This window comes from Pseudomonas sp. B611 (assembly GCF_055407965.1).
Map to the genome: position 1 here is coordinate 63,547 of NZ_JBUZST010000016.1, position 18,411 is coordinate 81,957.

Here is an 18,411-nt window from a genome sequence, read left to right on the forward strand (position 1 = left end):
TAGGCGCCGCAGGGTGCGCGGTAAATTTCCCTGGCCAGCAAACGTTCTAGCTCTGATTAAGCCGTTTCCTAAGGTAGACAATGACCATCTCTCGACGTGGGTTCATCGCAGGCCTGGCCCTGACCGGCGCGGCCGTGCCGGCGGCCTTCTATGCCCATCGCGAGCTGACGCGTGAAGAAGAGTTCCCGATCACCCCCGGCGAAGCCACGGTGGACCTGGCCGACACCGCCGGCCAGCACCTGGCGAACAGCCTGCGCGGGGTCTGGAGCCTGCGCCTGGAAGGTCGCGATGCCGGCCTTGAGGGCCTGCCGCTGCAAGGACTGGAGCTCCTGCTGGACATCGCCCCGCGTGGCCGTGGCCTGCGCGGTTACCTCGACACCGCCGCCAACCTGCGCGCGGCCGGGGAACCGCGCTACCGCATCCTCGGCGACCTGCTCACGGGGGAGGGCGCCACGCTCTATTGGCGCCTGATCGACCGCGACGCTCCCGGCGGCGTGCCCGCCTATGAATTCAAGATGACCCTCGACGAAGTCTGGGGCGTGTTCGGCAACGCTGGTAGCGGCACCCTCAGCGGGCAGATCCTCAACCTTGATCGCCCGCTGGCCCTGGTCGAGCGCGACAACCGTTTCGTCGCGCACAAACACCTGTTCCCCGAAGCCCGCGAGCGCATTGGCCTGAATCCAACCCTACTGGCCTGGCTGATCTCCGCTGAACACCGCTTGTTTCACCAACTGTGGCACGCGACCCGTGACCAATGGCACAAGCTCTCTGAAGAAAAGCGCGACGCCCTGCGCGGCATCGGCTGGCAACCCGGCCCGCGTGGCCAGGAGCGTGATGCACGGGGCAAACGCAAGGACCGCAACGGCTCGGGCATCGACTTCTTCTTTATGCACCGCCATATGCTCGGCACCGCGCGCTCGATGCAAGACTTGCCTTCCTGGCCGCAGTTTCCCGAGCCGCAGCCGGCGCTGGAGCGCGATCGCCTGGGGTTTGTGCGTTACTTCGACAACCACGACGGCTTCGCCTTGCCCCCCACCTGGTCGGCGCCGGAGGACGGTGACTACACCCAGTGGGTCAGCGACATCAAGGCGGCCGAGACCTACCACAGCAATTTCCAGGTGTGGGAATCCCAATACCGCGACCCGCGCTACCTGGCCAAATTGACCCTGGGCCAGCTCGGCTCCGAAATGGAACTGGGCTTGCACGACTGGCTGCACATGCGCTGGGCCTCGGTGCCCCGCGACCCGTCCAACGGCGGCCCGGTGCCGTTCGCCCGCGACCCCGCGGACTTTGCCGCGCGGTGGTATGCGGCGGAAAACGACTTTCTCGGCGACCCGTTTTCGTCCCATGTGAACCCGGTGTTCTGGCATTTCCACGGCTGGATCGATGACCGTATCGAAGACTGGTTCCGTGCCCATGAACGCTTCAATCCGGGCGAAGTCAGCCGTCTTGAGGTCAACGGCGTGGCGTGGTTTGCACCGGGGCGCTGGGTGGAAGTCGGCGACCCGTGGCTGGGCCCGGATACCCATGGTTGCAGCACCACACCCGGGTTGCAGATGGGACGGTCGATGGAGATGGACCCGGAGACCATGAAGCTGGCGTTGCGCATTACCTTTGGCGCGGAGGATGACGTGCTGCAAGGGTTGTTCAAGCGGGTGCCGCAACGACCCTGGTATGCGCGGCATTTGAAGGTGAAGCGGCCAGAGGCCTGATTGCGCTGCACCCAACTACAACTTTTACGATGTCAATGAACCGCAGTGGGGCGTTAATGTGCTCACTGCGGCATCGGTCGTGTATCGCCTTTGAAAGGCGGCCGGTCATTCTCTCCCTCTGCTGCCCCTCGCTGAGCTTTCTTATATTTGTAGGATTCAAGCCTGTTGATATTAGGAAAGATCTGCTCATGTCAAAATTTAATAATCGAGTTGTGGTTTTTTATCTAGGGGATGGCTCTTCTTCTTACAGATATTTCGCGATTTGTTGTTTGTGGATAAGTGAAAAGTTGAAATAAAGTTTATCTGGGTGATTTGTAGGAAGTGTCCTTAAAGCTTTGGCGAAAGTTCCCGTGCGTGATTCGGGGACTGGTAAAAAATATCCGGGATACTCCATTCTTGCGGCGACAAGAGATCGGCGCGGCAGGGGCGAAAAAAGTCCTGCTCAGGCCGAATAATTAGTTCGCCATACAGCAAGGATGGAGTTATGACGCTCGATAGTTTTCAAAATGAAGTGCCAAAGGCGCGGGTCAATATCAAGCTGGACTTACATACCGGCGGCGCCCAGAAAAAAGTTGAGTTGCCCTTGAAGTTGATGGTGATGGGCGATTACAGCAACGGCAGCGAACAGCGCCCGCTGTCGGAGCGGGGCAAGATCAATATCAATAAGAACAACGTTGACAGTGTCCTCGGCGAGTTCTCGCCCGGGCTCAAACTGGTGGTGGAAAACACTTTGCCGGATGAGGCAGCCGACACCGCCGTCGAGTTGAGTTTCCAGCGCCTCAAGGATTTCGAGCCGGAGCAGGTCGCGCGGCAGGTCCCGCAGTTACGTGCACTCCTGGCAATGCGCAATCTGTTGCGCGATCTCAAATCCAACTTGTTGGATAACGTGACCTTTCGCCATGAGTTGGAACGCATTCTCAAGGACGATGCGCTCAGTGACGAACTTCGAGCTGAGTTGGCCGCACTGGCGCCAAGCCGTTAATTCATTCCTATCGGTTTAAAGGGAGGTTTGACTATGTCGGTAGAACATTCTGGTTCTCAATCCCACGGCAGTGCCGTCGTGTCGGAAAACAGTGGCGGGGTCTACGCCGCGCTGTTCAGCAAGATCAACTTGAGTCCCGTGATGGAGTTGGGCGGGCTTGACGTGTTTCAAAATACTGAAGCACTTTCCGAAGTCTCTGTTGATGAGCGGGTGACTGCGGCAGTTAATGTATTTCTGCAGTTGCTGAAACAGTCCGCCCATAAAGTCGAGCGCTTGGACAAGGTGCTGCTGGATGAACATATTGCCGCGCTGGACAGGCAAATAAGCCGTCAACTCGATGCAATCATGCACCACCCCGACTTTCAACGGGTCGAGTCTACCTGGCGTGGAGTGAAATCGCTGATCGACCAGACGGATTTTCGCCAGAACGTGCGCATAGAACTGTTGGATATCAGCAAAGAGCATCTGGTACAGGACTTCGAAGACGCGCCGGAAATTGCCCAGAGTGGTCTTTACCTGCATACCTACACCCAGGAGTACGACACGCCGGGCGGCGAGCCCATCGCTGCCGCCATCTCCAACTACGAATTCGACCGCAGCCCCCAGGACATCGCCCTGCTGCGCAATATTTCGAAAGTGGCGGCCGCTGCCCATATGCCCTTTGTGGGGGCTGTCGGGCCGGCTTTCTTTGGCAAGGCGTCCATGGAAGAAGTGGCCGCGATCAAGGACATCGGCAATTACTTTGACCGTGCCGAATACATCAAGTGGAAGTCGTTCCGTGACAGTGATGATGCGCGCTACATCGGTTTGACGATGCCGCGTGTGCTGGGGCGGCTGCCCTATGGTCCTGACACCGTTCCCGTGCGCAGTTTCAATTACATCGAAAGCGTCAAGGGGCCGGATCACCACAAGTATCTGTGGACGAACGCGTCCTTTGCGTTCGCCGCCAACATGGTCAAGAGCTTCATCGCCAATGGCTGGTGTGTGCAGATCCGTGGGCCGCAGTCCGGTGGTGCGGTGACGGAGTTGCCCATTCACTTGTACGACCTGGGCACTGGCAACCAGGTGAAGATTCCCTCGGAGGTGATGATTCCGGAAACCCGCGAGTTCGAATTTGCCAACCTCGGGTTTATCCCACTGTCCTACTACAAGAATCGCGATTATGCGTGCTTCTTTTCTGCCAACTCCGCGCAGAAAGCCGCCTTGTACGACACCGCCGATGCCACGGCAAACAGTCGCATCAACGCGCGGCTGCCCTACATCTTTTTGCTGTCGCGCATCGCCCACTACCTGAAGTTGATCCAGCGCGAAAACATCGGCACCACAAAAGACCGGCGCCTGCTGGAGCTGGAGCTCAACAAATGGATTGGCGGGCTCGTCACCGAAATGACTGACCCGGGCGACGACCTGCAGGCGTCGCACCCGTTGCGCGAGGCGAAGGTGACGGTGGAGGACATTGACGACAACCCGGGCTTCTTCCGCGTCAAGTTGTACGCCGTGCCGCATTTTCAGGTGGAGGGCATGGACGTGAACCTCTCGCTGGTCTCGCAAATGCCCAAGGCCAAGGCTTGAGTCAATCGTAGGGAAACGATGCCATGAAGATCGATCGCCCACTGTGGGCCAGCGGCGTATTGCTGTCGGCGCAGCAATTTCAGCAACAGGCACGTTGGGAGGCCTGGGCCCACGAACAGCTCGCTCACCTGAGCCTGGTGCACCCTTGGGGTGTCCAGGCGGTGGGGTTTGATCTGGACGCCTTGCGCCTGGGCAAACTCAAGGCCACCCAATTGTGCGTGCGCCTGCCTGACGGTACGTGGGTCGATACCGACGTTGTGGACCGCCTGCCACCTGCCTTGGCGTTGGCACCGTTGCCGGCCGATGAAGCTCAAGCGCTGCTCGTGCACGTAGCGTTGCCGCTGGAACAGGCCAATGGCAACAACTGCCAGTTTGACGGTGGCAACCCCGAGCGGCCGACCCGTTATCGCCAGGACTGGCGTGAAGTCCAGGACCTCTATGCCGATGAGAAGCAGTCCATCGGCGTGCTGGAACACACGCTGAGCCTGCGCCTGCACAGCGATGACAACGCCGATTATGTCACCTGTCCCGTTGCACGCCTGGCCCGCGACGGGCAGGGCGCCTGGTGCCTTGACCCACTCTATGTACCGCCGCTGCTGAACTTTGCGGCGCATCCAGGCTTGCTGCGCCAGTTGGACAACCTGTTGACGCAATTGGCCGCCAAACGGCAACGGCTCATGGGCATGCGGCGTGAGAGCAACCAACGCATGGCCGACTTTGCAGTGGCCGACGTTTCGTTGTTCTGGCTGCTCAATGCGCTGAATACCTATCAGCCGGTCCTGGCCGATCTGCGGGACTTTCCTGCCAGGCACCCCGAGCAGGTCTACGGGGAACTGATCAAGCTCGCAGGCAGCCTGCTGACGTTTTCGTTGGAACACGATATCGACAAGGTGCCGGCCTACCGCCACGCTCAGCTGGAGGCGGTGTTCGCGCCGTTGATGAACACCATTTCGTTGTTGCTGGAAGCCAGCCTGCCGTCGCGGGTGGTTGCCCTGGAACTGGAGGTGCACGGTGCCAATCGTTGGCAGGTGAAATTGAACGACCCGCGCCTGCGCGAGCGGGACGGCGCTGATTTCTACCTGTCGGTGCGCAGCCGCTTGCCGGCTGCGCAGTTGCAGGAGCAGTTCCCGCAGCTGTGCAAGGTCGGCACGCCGGACGAAGTCGATTACCTGATCAACGCGGCACTCGACGGTGTGCCCTTGCTGGCGCTCGCTCATGTGCCCGCGGCGATTCCACTGCGTCTGGAAAACCAGTATTTCGCGCTCAATTTCGCGCATCCGAAAGGGCAGGCGGTATTGGCCGAAGGGGTGTGTGCGTTCTACGTCCCCAGCACATTGGTCGAGGTCAGACTCGAACTGTTTGCGGTGTTGCGCACATGAGCCGGGCCAATTCGAACGGGCGCAATGTGTTGCCTGTGGACACCGATGAGCTGTTGCAGGACACCTATCTACTGGTGGTCGAGTTGCGCCAGGGCGCTTGCTCCGAGGGGCAACCGCAGTTGTGGCCGCTTTGCGTCGAGCAGGTCGAACGGGTGCGGCAGCGTCTCACAGCGGCAGGCATGGCGCCGCGCGCCATCGACTACATCTCCCACGCGCAATGCGCGTTGCTGGACGAGACGGTGCTCACCTTTGCGCAAAAAGACGATCAGGCCGCGTGGGCAAAACCGCTCCAGGCCGAGTTTTTCAACCACCATCAGGCGGGCGAGTTCCTGTACGAGGACATGCAGGCCGTATTGGGCGAACCCGCGCCTGATCGGCAGGTGCTGACGGTTTTCCAGCGTGTGCTGATGCTCGGGTTCCAAGGCCGTTACCGTGACCCGAACGACCCCGAACGCGAACGCCTGTTGAACGCGCTCAATGCCCATGTCGCGCCCTTGAGGTCCAGCCAGGGCCTGATTACCCAGGCGCGTGGTGGCGTTGTCGCGGGGCTGGGCTGGCTGCAATCGCCGTTGCTGCATGTGCTCGCTGCCGTCGTGGTGCTGGCGGCAATGTGGTGGGGATTGAATCAACTGTTGAGCGATACGCTGGTTTCGCTCTTGCCTGATCAAGCGTGAGGGCCAGATGAGCATCACTTCTCACCGAATGCTCGTCCTGTGGGCTGGGGGATTGCTCCTGGCGCTGCTGGCCATCATTCCACTCAGCGTCTGGGCGCGAGCCACCGGGGGGGTACTCGGGCTGGGTGGCATCGGCTTGGCCTGGATCGCCGTGAGCCGCAGGGCAGCCGCATTACGCGCATCCGTGCAGCTTGACGATACAGCGGCCTTGCCGGCGGCGTCCTTTCGGCATCCGGTGCTGCTGGTCTGTGGTGATGGGCTCGATGCACTGTTTACCCAGGCCTGCGCCGATCGGTTGGCCCTGCGGGTGATTCCGTCGGGTTGTTATGTGCGCGTGCCAAGCCTGGAACAATTGCCGGCGATCAGCGACGCCATCCTCGCATTGCGTCCCGGTTGGGGGGCTCAACTTTGCGTGATGTTTGTCGTCAATCCCAGTGCCCATGGTGACAGCGCTGCGTTGCAGGGCCGGGTGCGAACCTTTGGCTACCAGGCTGCCCTGGCACGCAAGCGAGGGATCGCGCTGCCGCTGTTGCTGGTGAGTTACCTGCAAACCGCACAAGGCGCTGATCCGTGGTTCAGTTGGGAGCGGAGTGAAGCCCAGCCTTACGCCCGGGACAACAACCAGTGCGCCACGCTGGACGAGTGGCAGCAGCAAGCCGTTGATACGCCCAGCCGCGCCGCACGACTGCACGCGTGCATTCAACTGAACAGTGTCGCGCAGTGGCTGCACGATGGGGTGTTGCCCAGCCTCGGTCAGCACGACACGGATGCAGCCTGTGTGTGTGCGATCAAAATGGTCCCGGCGCTTGCCCATGGGGTGGAAGGGAACCTGTGGTGCCAATGGCTTGCGCAGAAGGTGGCGCTGGTCGACAGCCGGGTGGGCGATGCGAGCGCGGCATTGCCCTTTCCTGATGCCTTGCTCAGCGTATTCAAGCGCGGCCCCGCGTACACGTCACTGCAACGTGCAAGCGTCGTGGCGGTGTGGTTATGGGTGATCGCCAGCGCCGTTGCCCTGGCCAGCTCCGCTTGGCAGAACACGCTCTTGCTACGCCAGGTCAGCGATGACCTGCGCCGCTATATCTCGATCCCGCCACCGACACACCGTGAACAACGCGCGTTCCTGCTCCGTGAAGACGCCATCACCGCACTGCGTCATGCGGCTCGGCGCCTGGACACCTACTACCGACAGGGCGAGCCCCTGGCCCTGGGGCTGGGCTTGTATCGCGGTGAGCATTTGCGCGCGCCTTTGTTCGCCGTGCTGGCTGCACATGTCGAGCCACCCATGACTGCCTTGCCCACGGGGCCGGCCCATGTGGTGCGGCTGGACAGCCTTTCGCTGTTCGCCAGCGGCAGCGCCCGGCTCAAGCCGGGTTCGACCAAGGTCCTGATCAACGCACTGGTCGGCATCAAGGCGCAACCAGGCCTGCTGATTGTGATCGCCGGGCACACCGATGCCACCGGCGATGCGCAGAACAATCTTCGCCTGTCTTACGCCCGCGCCGCTGCCGTCCATGGCTGGATGCAGCAAATGGGCGGGATCCCCGACAGCTGCTTTGCGGTGCAGGGTTTCGGCGCCAGCCAGCCGATTGCAAGCAACGACACTGACGCGGGGCGAGCAGCCAACCGCCGCGTCGATATCCGTCTGGTGCCTTCGGCGGGGGCGTGTTCGCACTCGGCGCAGGCACCCGACAGGCAACCCCCTGTCGCTTATCGCGACGTTTGATTCCCAAGAAAAGGAGCTTCACATGGCAATTCCCGTTTACCTCTGGCTACAAGACGACGGCGGTGCAGACATCAAGGGTTCGGTGGATGTGCAAAAGCGCGAGGGCAGTATCGAAGTGATCGCCCAGGACCACAGCCTGTACATCCCGACGGACAACAACACCGGCAAGTTGACCGGGACGCGGGTGCATACCCCGTTTCTGTTCTGCAAGGAGATCGATGCTTCCAGCCCGTACCTCTACAAAGCGGTCACCACCGGACAGACCCTCAAGAGTGCAGAGTTCAAGTGGTACCGCATCGATGATGCGGGGCAGGAGGTCGAGTACTTCATCACCAAGCTGGAGCAAGTCAAGGTGGTGAAGGTCGCGCCGAAAATGCATGACGTCAAAGACCCCGGCAAAGAGAAACACAACCACCTTGAGCAGATCGAGTTGCGCTACGAGAAGGTCACCTGGACCTACAAGGACGGCAACATCATTCACTCCGATGCCTGGAGCGAACGCCAAAGCGCTTGATGGCGGTGATGGGTTGAGCGTGCTTGCGCGCGCTCAACCGAACACATCGCGCTTCAAGACGGATGACACAACCAGCCCCTTGGCGAGGACGTATTTCGTATGGCTCATCACTCCACCCGATTGCTGCGACGACTCAATCCCTACTGTGCCCAGGCGTTGAGTGCGGCAGCCTCGTTGTGCCACGGCAGTGCGCATGCGCAGATCACCATCGAGCACTGGCTGCTCAAGCTGCTGGGCCAGGGGGAGGGTGACCTGACGGTCATCGCGCGGCGTTACGAATGGGATCTGGAAGCGCTGTGGCATGGCTTGCTTGAACACCTCGACAGCCTGCCACGCAGCATGCAGGGCAAGCCGCAGTTGTCCGAGCCTTTGCAGCAATTGATCAGGAATGCCTGGCTCCTTGCCTCGCTCGACGATAACAACGACAGCCTGCGCTCGGCACACCTGCTGGGGGCCTTGATGGAGACGCCCAGCCTGCTGGCATGCGAAGCCGCATGGCCGTTGCTCAGTCTCAGCCAGGCGCAACTGCAGCGCTTGATGGTGCTGCTGGATCAAACCTCTGAGGAGTGCCCCGAATCAAGAAGTGCCACTGAACCGCTAGCCATTGAACCGACGGAAAATACCGCAGGGCAGGCAACGCTCGACCGGTTCACCCAAGACCTCACCGCCAAGGCTGCACAAGGCAAGATCGACCCGGTGTTTGGCCGTGACGATGAAATCCGTCAGGTCATCGACATCCTGAGCCGGCGGCGGAAAAACAATCCGCTGCTGGTGGGCGAACCCGGGGTTGGCAAAACGGCCTTGGTGGAAGGCCTGGCCTTGAACATAGCCCAAGGGCGCGTGCCTGACAGCCTCAAATCAGTCTGCGTACGCACCCTGGACCTGGGCTTGTTGCAAGCAGGCGCCGGTGTCAAAGGTGAGTTCGAGCAACGCCTGAAAAACGTCATCGATGCCGTGCAACAGTCCGAGATCCCCGTGCTGTTGTTTATTGACGAGGCCCATACCCTGATCGGCGCCGGCAACCAGGCCGGCGGTGCCGACGCAGCCAATCTGCTCAAGCCGGCCTTGGCCCGTGGCGAATTGCGCACCATCGCCGCGACCACCTGGAGTGAATACAAGCAGTACTTCGAGCGCGACGCGGCCCTCGAAAGACGCTTCCAAATGGTCAAGGTCGATGAGCCGGACGACGCCAACGCCAGCCTGATGCTGCGCGGCCTGAAGTTGCGCTACGCCAGCCATCACGGCGTGCATATTCAGGACGCGGCGGTGCAGGTCGCAGTGAGCCTGTCGCGGCGCTACCTGACCGGGCGTCAACTGCCGGACAAGGCGGTGGACCTGCTGGATACCGCCAGCGCCCGTGTGCGCATGAGCCTGGACTGTGAGCCGCAAGCGCTTGTGCGTCTGCACGCCCGGTGTATGGCGTTGGAACTGGAGCGCCAGGCACTGGAGCAAGACCAGGCCCTCGGTGGCGAGAACATCGATGAGCGCCTGGCATTGATTGACGCGCAGTCCGCGGATTTGCAACGTGCGTACACCGCACTGCAACAGCAACACCGGCAAGAGCTCGACCTGATCAAGCAACTGCTTGAAGCGCGTCAAGCGCAGCCATTGCAGCGGGACAAGTGTGCGCAGTTGCAACAACAACTGCACAGCCTTCAAGGCGCTCAGCCGTTGCTGTCACTGGATGTCGATGTGCGCAGCGTGGCACACGTCGTTGCCGACTGGACCGGGGTTCCGCTGGGCAGTCTGCTCAAGGACGAACAAACCCACCTCCTGGCGCTGGAGCAACACCTGGCGCAACGCGTGATTGGCCAGGCCCCTGCGCTCAATGCATTGGCGCAAAGGCTGCGCGCGGCCAAGACCGGGCTGACCCATGAGCATGCGCCACTGGGGGTATTCCTGTTGGTGGGCACCAGCGGCGTGGGTAAAACCGAAACCGCCCTGGCCCTCGCCGACAGCCTGTTCGGCGGTGAAAAATCTCTGATCACCCTTAACTTTTCCGAGTATCAGGAAGCCCACACCGTCAGCCAACTCAAAGGCGCGCCGCCCGGTTACGTCGGCTACGGCAAGGGCGGTGTCCTGACCGAAGCCGTGCGGCAGCGGCCCTACAGTGTCGTGCTGCTGGACGAAGTCGAAAAAGCCCACCGCGACGTGCTCAACCTGTTCTATCAAGTGTTTGATCGCGGCTTCATGCGCGATGGCGAAGGGCGCGAGATCGACTTTCGCAACACCGTCATCCTCATGACCTCCAACCTCGGCAGCGATCTCCTGCACACCTGCTTGCAGGCCCAACCCGACGCCCCCGACAGCGTGCTGCACGAACAACTGCGGCCAATCCTGCGGGAGCACTTTCAGCCGGCGTTGCTCGCACGGTTCCAGACCTTGATCTATCGCCCGCTGCAAGCCGACGCCCTCAAACGCATCGTTGCGCTCAAGTTGGCCCAGGTGGCCAAGCGTCTGCGCTTGCACTACGACCTCGACTGCCGGCTGGGCGACTCACTCAACGACGCCCTGGTTGCCGCCTGCCTGCTGCCGGACACGGGGGCACGCAACATCGACAGCCTGCTCAACGAACAGATCCTGCCCGTACTCAGCCAGCAACTGCTGGAGCGGCGGGCGGCGCAACAGCGCTGCCAAAGCGTCAGCCTTGAGTACAGCGAAGCAGACGGCATCAGCCTGAGCTTCACGGGTGGCGATCCTGACTCTCAAACCGCCGTCATGGAGGCCTGAGGATGAGTGTTTTCTTCGATCACAGCCGGCACACACTGTGGGTGAGCAACGTTGCAGCGCAGCTTGACGTCCTGGCCTTCGAGGGTGAAGAGCGGCTCAGCCAACCTTTTAGCTACTGCGTGGAGTTCACCAGCACTGACCTCGACCTCGCCGCCGACTCCATGCTTGGCAAAACGGCCAGCTTCAGCCTGCACGCCCCACCGCAAAAACTCCCGTTGCTGAGCGTGACCCCGCCCAAGATCAAACCGTTGCGCACCCTGCACGGCGTGGTCACCCACTTCGCGCGACAGTCCGGCTCCAACGACCAGGCCACCTACGCACTCACCCTGCAACCCCGAATCGCCCTGCTTGAACGCGGCCGACAGTTCCGCATCTACCAACACCAATCCGTGCCCGAAATCGTCGAACACATCCTGCGCAGCCGTCATGGCTTCGAAGGCCAGGACTTCCTGTTCAACCTCAAGTGCGACTACCCCCGGCGCGAACACGTCATGCAATACGGCGAAAGCGACCTGGCCTTCATCAGCCGGCTGCTGGCCGACGTGGGCATCTGGTATCGCTTCACCAGCGACGAACGCCTGCGCATCGATGTCGTTGAGTTTTTCGATAGCCAGCGCGGTTACCAGTTCGACATTGAACTGCCACATCGCCCGCAATCCGGGCTCGGCAGCAGCGGACAGGACGGTGTGTGGGCGTTGCAATCCAGCCACCAAGTCGTCGAGCAACACGTCAGCGTGCGCGCCTACCACCACCGTGACGCCAGCGCCCAGCTCAACGGCGAGATCGACCATAGCCGTGGCGCCACCACTACCTACGGCGATGCCTACCACTACGCCGAACCCTACACGGCCCTCGGCAATCGGCTGGATGAAAACGAAGACCTGCCAAGTGAAAGCGGCTACTTCTACGCACGCCTGCGCCACGAACAGTACCTGAACCAGCAGACGCTTTTGAGTGGCGTCAGCAGCAGTGCCACCCTGGCGCCGGGTCAGGTCCTCAAGATCAGCGGCGGCGCCCTCCATGCGTTCAAGCCCGGTGCAGTCATTACCCGCCTGACCACCAAGGCCGCGCGCGACAGCAGCTTCGAAGCCACATTCGAAGCGATCCCCTATTCAGAAACCGTCTGCTTTCGCCCAGCCCCACAAGCCAAACCACAAATCGCCGGCACCGTCCCGGCCCGCGTCACCAGCCCCCAGGCGAACGACCCCTACGCCCATATCGACCTCGAAGGCCGCTACCGCGTGAGCTTCCTCTTCGACCGCGACACCTGGAAACCCGGCGAAGAAAGCCTCTGGCTACGCCTGGCCCGCCCCTACGCCGGCGACACCCACGGCCTGCACCTGCCTCTGATTCCCGGCACCGAAGTCGCCATCGCCTTCGAACAAGGCGACCCGGACCGCCCCTACATCGCTCACGCCCTGCATGACAGCCAGCATGTGGACCACGTGACCCTGCGCAACTACAAACGCAACGTGCTGCGCACCCCGGCCAACAATAAGTTGCGCATGGACGACACGCGGGGGCAGGAGCACGTCAAGTTGAGTACGGAGCACAGTGGCAAGAGTCAGTTGAATCTGGGGCATTTGGTGGATGCACGGAAGCAAAAACGCGGCGAAGGGTTTGAGCTGCGCACGGATGGCTGGGGGGCGGTTCGGGGTGGGAAGGGGGTGTTTATCAGTGCGGATGAGCAGGCTAAAGCGACGGGCCATGTGCTTGCGATGCAGCCGGCTTCTGATCTGGTTCAAGGTGCAAAAGTACAGCTGACGGAATGGCTGAGGATTACCGATGCTCACCATAGCCGTATGCCCAGCGTAGCCGGCCTTGAGCAGTTTCAAGTTGATGCAACGAACCTGAGCGCTGCGGCGATTTTGCTCAGTGCACCCAAAGGCATTGGCGCGGTTACACCTGCGAGCCTGCTGCTTAAAAGCGGTGAAGCGCTTTACGTGCAAAGTAATGACGAGATCAACCTGACCGCTGGCAATCGGCTGTCTGTGAACGCGAACCAGGCCATATCTTTGTTGGCCCAGCAAGAAGGGATGCGCCTCGTCTCCGGCAAAGGTCCACTGGAAATCGAATCCCATGCCGGCCTGATGAACGTGGCTGCCCAACAAGACCTCACCCTGCAATCCGTGCAGGGCCAAGTGCAACTGACGGCTAAAAACGGCATCACGTTGGCGTGTGGAGGTGGATATATCCGCATCACGCCCAGCGGAGCTATTGATATCTATAGCCCAGGAAAGTTGACCCTAAAGGGCCAACACGTCTGGGAGAAACCAGAGAGTCGAAACTTTCCGATGCCTGAACTACCGCAATCTGTTTGTGAGGAGTGCCTGGAAAAGGCACGGGAAAATGCCATCGGTTTGTTACGGCGTGAAGGTTAACGGGAGTGTTATACGAATGAGTACATCTACTCAGTGGCTTGTGCAGATTAAACAGATATGCACTCAGGTTGGCATACAGCACGTTGATCTACTACTCGACCAAACTGCATGGCATAACTATGCGCTGCCCGGGTTACGCAAAATCAACCCGCAAGTGCCCTGGTTCTCACTGTTCAGTGGTACGCCGGAAGAGAACATGCTCGATCATGCCCCGTTATTGATGCGTCTGGATTTTGCCCACTGGCAGCATGAAGCCTGGCTGGAAGAGTTGATAACCCACTGCGCCACCGACGCTAGGCTACTGGTGTTGGTATCTGCGTTGGATTTTGACGCACTTGCTCATGCGTTACGCGCCTTGTTGCAGTTCAACTGGGGCGGTTGCCCCGGTTTGTTGCGTTATTACGACCCGCGCATATTTCCCCTGTTGATGTCCTCAATCCTGACCAATGAGCAGCGTGACAAGTACTTGGAAGTTGCGTGCTACTGGGGTTGGCTTGATCGGGATGAACAACCGCAATGGTTGGAGGGGAAATGCCCGTCGCAACAGGGGGATATTGCATTCCGTCCGGCCCTGGACCTGAGTGATCAGCAGTGCGACCTCATCGGTGCGATTAGTGATGCACAGGAACTTCTGAATAGTGGTGTGCTTGATGATTTTAAAGGCAGTCAAGAGCGGCGTTTTACTTTGTTGTACTCATATGCGGTGCAGGCGTGCCAGGAAAACTATTTTGGCAGGCTAAGCGAGTACGTGAAGCGGAAAATTTAAGCGTGGATTTTAGATTGCGTGATGTCGTTAAGCCTGATGTTTATGGTGTGTGAGTCGTGAGTTAGGAGCTGAAAGTTATGAAACTATTCATTCGGTTGGTGATGCTAGTTGTGTGGGGTGGTGTTGGCCTAACAATGTTGGGTTGCTCTGGGAATAGTCCTGAGATGGTGGCGGGTAACATACAAGCGATTAACCATACCACGGGAGCGATTAATTGGTTTTCGGTGAATGGTTATCGCGCGCATGGAGGTGGTGGGCGGTCGTGTTGCATTATTATGCCGGCTGTATGGCGACCTGGTTTAAAGGCTGCCATTGAGTGGGAGGTTGATCCTAATCCAACTGCGAAAATGCCATCTGTGACATCTATTGAGTTTCGTCAGGCGTATGAAAGACATGCCAAAAACTACGTGAGCCATAGTATTGTGGTTGATATTCCTGAATGGCCAGGGAAAGAGCGTTGCGCATTAAAAATTCACTTTCTGGTGTGTAAGAAAGTCAAAGTTACCAACTCGTGTTGGGCTCCTAGCTCACCAAATTATCCTATCAAAGATCCAGACGATATGCAGGAGCCTGCCGTATGCGAGAAGTCAACGTGAGTTCACGGACTAAAGTGCAAAATGTGCCAGGATTTTCATTTGCGGTTCGGCGACTCCAAGGGGTTATAAGTCGGTTTGAAAGTCGAGTCCGGGAATTTGTTTTTTATGTGGCGGGCCCACGAAAGTGTCCCCTTGGAGGGATGGGTTAATACGCTTGATGTGGCGGTGAAATTACAGCGTGGTGAAGGGAGGTGATTATGCAGGTTTTAAAAACGTTATTGGGGTATGGCATATATAGTTTGCTAGGGTTGTTGATGCTCGGTTGCTCTTCGAGTAGCACTGAAATGGTCGCGGGTAACATACAGGCGATTAACCACACTACGGGAGCGATTAACTGGCTGTCTGTGAATGGTTATCGGGCAGATGGCGGAGGCGGGCGGTCGTGTTGCATTGTTATGCCGGCTGTATGGCGACCTGGTTTAAAGGCTGCCATTGAGTGGGAGGTTGATCCTGAACCCTATGCAAAAATAAAACGGAAAAAAACTGGGTATGGTTATGACGAAGATGCATGGCGCCAGCATGTAGAAAATTTTCGGCGTCACAGCACCATCGTAGATATACCCGAGTGGCCAGGAATAGAGCGCTGTGGGTTAAGTGTTCATTTTTTGGTATGCAATAAAGTAAAAGTCACTACGTCGTGTTGGGCTCCGAGCTCACCTAATTATCCTATTAAAGATCTCGATGATATGCAGGAGCCTACCGTATGCCCGGAGTAACTATGATTTCAAAAAACAACGTTTGGGCTCCATCAAATTTTCCGATCGCAGGTCGCTTGCCGCGCGACACGTTGAAAGTGGTCGAAAATTATGAGCTGCAGACTGCGGAAGAGAAGCGCTTTCGCCAGTCGACTAACAGCGATGGGCGCAAACAGCATTCTGAGTGCTGCCATAGCCTACATATCAGTCTGTTCTTCGATGGCACCAATAACAATGATGATAACGACAGCAAGAAAAATCATCCAAGCAACATAGCAAAGCTTTTTCATGCATCGTTGAGAGGCGAGCAAGCAGAAAGACGTGGTTATTTTTCTTATTACATGCCTGGCGTTGGTACTGCATTTCCAGAGATCGGAGAGCTGGATTACAGCGCGGGCGGATTGAAGTATGCCTCTGGAGGCGAAGACCGCATCAATTGGGCTTTGGTGCAGCTGGCCAGTGCACTCACCTTTGCGCTGACTAAAAATCGAATACTTGATCCTGTTGCCAAGCGCTACGTCGAGTCCATGAGCACCTGGAAAGCCCCTCTGATGATTGCAATGGGCAAGGGCAATCGTCGGCGCACAATGAACAAACTGCTCAACCCATTGCAAGACCTCACGGGGAGAGCCAGGCCTCGCGTGCTGGGTATCAAATTGTATGTATATGGCTTCTCCCGGGGCGCCGCGCAGGCGCGCACGTTCGTCACGTGGTTGAGTGAACTGTTCGATACCCCGCCGGGGGCCGAAAGGCCGACGCAGAGCCTGATTGCTCTTCCCGTCAGTGTTGAGTTTCTCGGGGTGCTGGATACGGTCGCTTCGGTAGGCATTGCCCATGCGGCCCCTTTTTTTGCCGGGCATATGGATTGGGCAGATGACACCCAACTGCTCCCGGATGCCCAGCGTTTTCCGGGCCTGGTCAAGTGTTGTCGGCACTTTGTTGCGGCGTTCGAGCAGCGCTCTTGCTTCCCGTTGGATTCAATCCGTAACGAGGACGGCCAATATCCCGACAACACCTATGAAGTGGTGTACCCCGGGGTTCATTCTGATGTCGGTGGCGGTTATCCGCAGAACGATCAGGGCAAGGCGCGCGGTAGCACCCAGGAATTGGTGTCGCAGATCGTTTTGCATGATCTGTATGCCTCGGCTTTTGCTATTGGTGCACCCTTGCAAGTACCGGAGGAGGTGTTACCGAAAACCTTACAGCCGCAGAGGGCCTGGCGGGTAATGAGTTCCACGACAGATGGAGAGTTTGGGCTTAGCGAGCAGCTAGTCGAACGCTTCAACACCTGGCGAAAAACCCTACCCGGCATCCCCGCCGACGAGCCCATCCCCGATTCCCCCGAGCTCTACCAACCCCTGCGCCTTAACACCCCCGTCGAAGCCGTGTTGGCCGACCAACTCGCCTGGATCACCGGCTGGCGCATCGGTCGTTACGCCAATGATCGCGACGGCACCAACGACAGCTACAAGCATCAGCCATTCTTCAGGCAGGCGGTGGAAGCCACGCCTCACCAAGCCAGTGAACAACTCAAGGCCTATGAACAACATAAAAAAGACCTCGCCGACCTGCGCTTGCGAACGCCCGAAGCCGCCACGAATTACCCTGGCCCGCCGATCTACGAACCGCAGATCGACCAGACCCAGCTCAGCCAGGCTGCAGCTGAATTCAAGAGCGACTACCTTGGCCGCAAACGCGAGCAAACCAGCTGGGTTGGCACGCTCACCGACGTGGTGCTGCGCGACGCGATCTACCTGCTCAACTCGGATGATGAAGCCCAGGATCACGCGACGCTCAGGGCCGCAGGTGAGCGGCGCAGCCGGCAACTGTTCCGCGATGCCCACGGCACACCCAGCGCGGACCCGCAGATGGCGCAGTTGGTCGCGCTGTTCGATGACCAGATACACGATTCACGCGCGTGGTTCATGCACGACGCGCTTGATACGCGCGAGCTGTGGGCAGGCTATTTCTTCTACCGCATGACCTATTTTGGCAACGACAACAGCCGCGCGCTGTCGCCTGTGGTGGTGGCCGGTCGGGTGCTGGGTATTGCGATGATCGCTGGCGCGACGGCATATGGCATCAAGCGCAAAGGTGCAGTGGGTGGGCTGGGTGGATTGGCTGTTGGAATCGGTGGCGCGACTATTGGCTATCAGGTCATCGACAAGGCGCGGGGTGTTGTGGTGCCGTTCCTGCCGGATGCCGAGAAAGTGCTGCAGCCCACCACGCATATCGGCCAGGTAGCGGGCGAATTGAAGCAACAGATTGTCCAGGATGACTTGAGGCAGCGCATTGAGCAGACCAGCGCCATGTTGCGAGCGGCGGGCAGTCTTTTCGAACCTGGAAGGGGGGTAGCCTGATGTTGCCAATCGTGCGTATTGGGGATCCGTTGCGGCCCTTCGGCGGTGAAGTGCTGGAAGGGCACTACGAGGCGTTTGGCAAAGCGGTGGCCTGTGTGGGTGACCAAGCTCGCTGCACGCTACATGGTTTGACGCGCATTGCCGAAGGCGCCTCAGGTTCAACTATCGACGGTAAACCGGTGGCTTTGGATGGGCACCGTTGCGCCTGTGGCTGTCAGGTGGTGAGCACGTTGGCCACTGCGTTTATGGTTGTGGCGCCGTGAGCGCCCCACCGCAATATCCTGAGGCAATCGAACCGAGCGAACCCCGGTTGCGCCGCTGGTGGGG

General features: G+C 59.2%; 14 protein-coding genes. All 14 read left to right on the plus strand.

The features are described from left to right. The first annotated feature begins 80 nt into the window (after positions 1–80). Positions 81–1,712: a pyoverdine maturation tyrosinase PvdP gene (gene pvdP / locus ACZRMO_RS24435; protein ID WP_463974507.1), complete on the plus strand. Its 1,632-nt coding sequence runs from the start codon at positions 81–83 to the stop codon at positions 1,710–1,712. 484 nt (positions 1,713–2,196) lie between these two features. Then, positions 2,197–2,694, plus strand: coding sequence for a type VI secretion system contractile sheath small subunit (gene tssB / locus ACZRMO_RS24440; protein ID WP_463974508.1), 498 nt, complete (start codon positions 2,197–2,199; stop codon positions 2,692–2,694). Positions 2,695–2,727: 33 nt separating this feature from the next. Then, positions 2,728–4,266 (plus strand): type VI secretion system contractile sheath large subunit, encoded by a 1,539-nt coding sequence (gene tssC / locus ACZRMO_RS24445; protein WP_463974509.1) that lies wholly within the window; start codon positions 2,728–2,730, stop codon positions 4,264–4,266. A gap of 23 nt (positions 4,267–4,289) precedes the next feature. Continuing rightward, positions 4,290–5,645 (plus strand): type VI secretion system baseplate subunit TssK, encoded by a 1,356-nt coding sequence (gene tssK, locus ACZRMO_RS24450; RefSeq protein ID WP_463974510.1) that lies wholly within the window; start codon positions 4,290–4,292, stop codon positions 5,643–5,645. Continuing rightward, positions 5,642–6,319, plus strand: a complete 678-nt coding sequence (gene tssL / locus ACZRMO_RS24455) for a type VI secretion system protein TssL, short form (RefSeq protein ID WP_463974511.1) — start codon at positions 5,642–5,644, stop codon at positions 6,317–6,319. Before tssK ends, tssL begins: the two co-directional genes overlap by 4 nt. Positions 6,320–6,326: 7 nt before the next feature. Continuing rightward, positions 6,327–8,042 (plus strand): OmpA family protein, encoded by a 1,716-nt coding sequence (locus ACZRMO_RS24460; protein ID WP_463974512.1) that lies wholly within the window; start codon positions 6,327–6,329, stop codon positions 8,040–8,042. A gap of 22 nt (positions 8,043–8,064) precedes the next feature. Then, on the plus strand, positions 8,065–8,556 hold the full coding sequence (locus tag ACZRMO_RS24465) for an Hcp family type VI secretion system effector (RefSeq protein WP_017735580.1): 492 nt from the start codon (positions 8,065–8,067) through the stop codon (positions 8,554–8,556). A gap of 99 nt (positions 8,557–8,655) precedes the next feature. Then, the gene (tssH, locus tag ACZRMO_RS24470) at positions 8,656–11,286 is read left to right on the plus strand and encodes a type VI secretion system ATPase TssH (RefSeq protein WP_463974513.1); all 2,631 of its coding nucleotides are present in this window, start codon (positions 8,656–8,658) and stop codon (positions 11,284–11,286) included. A 2-nt stretch (positions 11,287–11,288) separates the two neighbouring features. After that, a complete protein-coding gene (locus tag ACZRMO_RS24475) occupies positions 11,289–13,667 on the plus strand; it encodes a type VI secretion system Vgr family protein (protein WP_463974514.1) in 2,379 nt (792 codons plus the stop codon). 10 nt (positions 13,668–13,677) lie between these two features. After that, on the plus strand, positions 13,678–14,433 hold the full coding sequence (locus ACZRMO_RS24480) for a DUF4123 domain-containing protein (RefSeq protein ID WP_463974544.1): 756 nt from the start codon (positions 13,678–13,680) through the stop codon (positions 14,431–14,433). A gap of 77 nt (positions 14,434–14,510) precedes the next feature. After that, the gene (locus tag ACZRMO_RS24485) at positions 14,511–15,029 is read left to right on the plus strand and encodes a DUF3304 domain-containing protein (RefSeq protein ID WP_463974515.1); all 519 of its coding nucleotides are present in this window, start codon (positions 14,511–14,513) and stop codon (positions 15,027–15,029) included. Positions 15,030–15,226: 197 nt separating this feature from the next. Beyond that, positions 15,227–15,745: a DUF3304 domain-containing protein gene (locus ACZRMO_RS24490; protein ID WP_463974516.1), complete on the plus strand. Its 519-nt coding sequence runs from the start codon at positions 15,227–15,229 to the stop codon at positions 15,743–15,745. Beyond that, positions 15,733–18,084, plus strand: coding sequence for a T6SS phospholipase effector Tle1-like catalytic domain-containing protein (locus tag ACZRMO_RS24495; RefSeq protein WP_463974517.1), 2,352 nt, complete (start codon positions 15,733–15,735; stop codon positions 18,082–18,084). The genes ACZRMO_RS24490 and ACZRMO_RS24495 overlap by 13 nt, the downstream gene beginning before the upstream one ends. Further along, a complete protein-coding gene (locus ACZRMO_RS24500; protein ID WP_448186795.1) occupies positions 18,084–18,347 on the plus strand; it encodes a PAAR domain-containing protein in 264 nt (87 codons plus the stop codon). Before ACZRMO_RS24495 ends, ACZRMO_RS24500 begins: the two co-directional genes overlap by 1 nt. Positions 18,348–18,411 lie beyond the last annotated feature (64 nt).

Coding starts and splice junctions, on each gene's coding strand:
- tssL (WP_463974511.1), top strand. CDS start 5,642: ATGAGCCGGGCCAATTCGAACGGGCGCAATGTGTTGCCTGTGGACACC.
- ACZRMO_RS24495 (WP_463974517.1), top strand. CDS start 15,733: ATGCCCGGAGTAACTATGATTTCAAAAAACAACGTTTGGGCTCCATCA.
- tssC (WP_463974509.1), top strand. CDS start 2,728: ATGTCGGTAGAACATTCTGGTTCTCAATCCCACGGCAGTGCCGTCGTG.
- tssK (WP_463974510.1), top strand. CDS start 4,290: ATGAAGATCGATCGCCCACTGTGGGCCAGCGGCGTATTGCTGTCGGCG.
- ACZRMO_RS24485 (WP_463974515.1), top strand. CDS start 14,511: ATGAAACTATTCATTCGGTTGGTGATGCTAGTTGTGTGGGGTGGTGTT.
- tssB (WP_463974508.1), top strand. CDS start 2,197: ATGACGCTCGATAGTTTTCAAAATGAAGTGCCAAAGGCGCGGGTCAAT.
- pvdP (WP_463974507.1), top strand. CDS start 81: ATGACCATCTCTCGACGTGGGTTCATCGCAGGCCTGGCCCTGACCGGC.
- ACZRMO_RS24460 (WP_463974512.1), top strand. CDS start 6,327: ATGAGCATCACTTCTCACCGAATGCTCGTCCTGTGGGCTGGGGGATTG.
- ACZRMO_RS24500 (WP_448186795.1), top strand. CDS start 18,084: ATGTTGCCAATCGTGCGTATTGGGGATCCGTTGCGGCCCTTCGGCGGT.
- tssH (WP_463974513.1), top strand. CDS start 8,656: ATGGCTCATCACTCCACCCGATTGCTGCGACGACTCAATCCCTACTGT.
- ACZRMO_RS24465 (WP_017735580.1), top strand. CDS start 8,065: ATGGCAATTCCCGTTTACCTCTGGCTACAAGACGACGGCGGTGCAGAC.
- ACZRMO_RS24490 (WP_463974516.1), top strand. CDS start 15,227: ATGCAGGTTTTAAAAACGTTATTGGGGTATGGCATATATAGTTTGCTA.
- ACZRMO_RS24475 (WP_463974514.1), top strand. CDS start 11,289: ATGAGTGTTTTCTTCGATCACAGCCGGCACACACTGTGGGTGAGCAAC.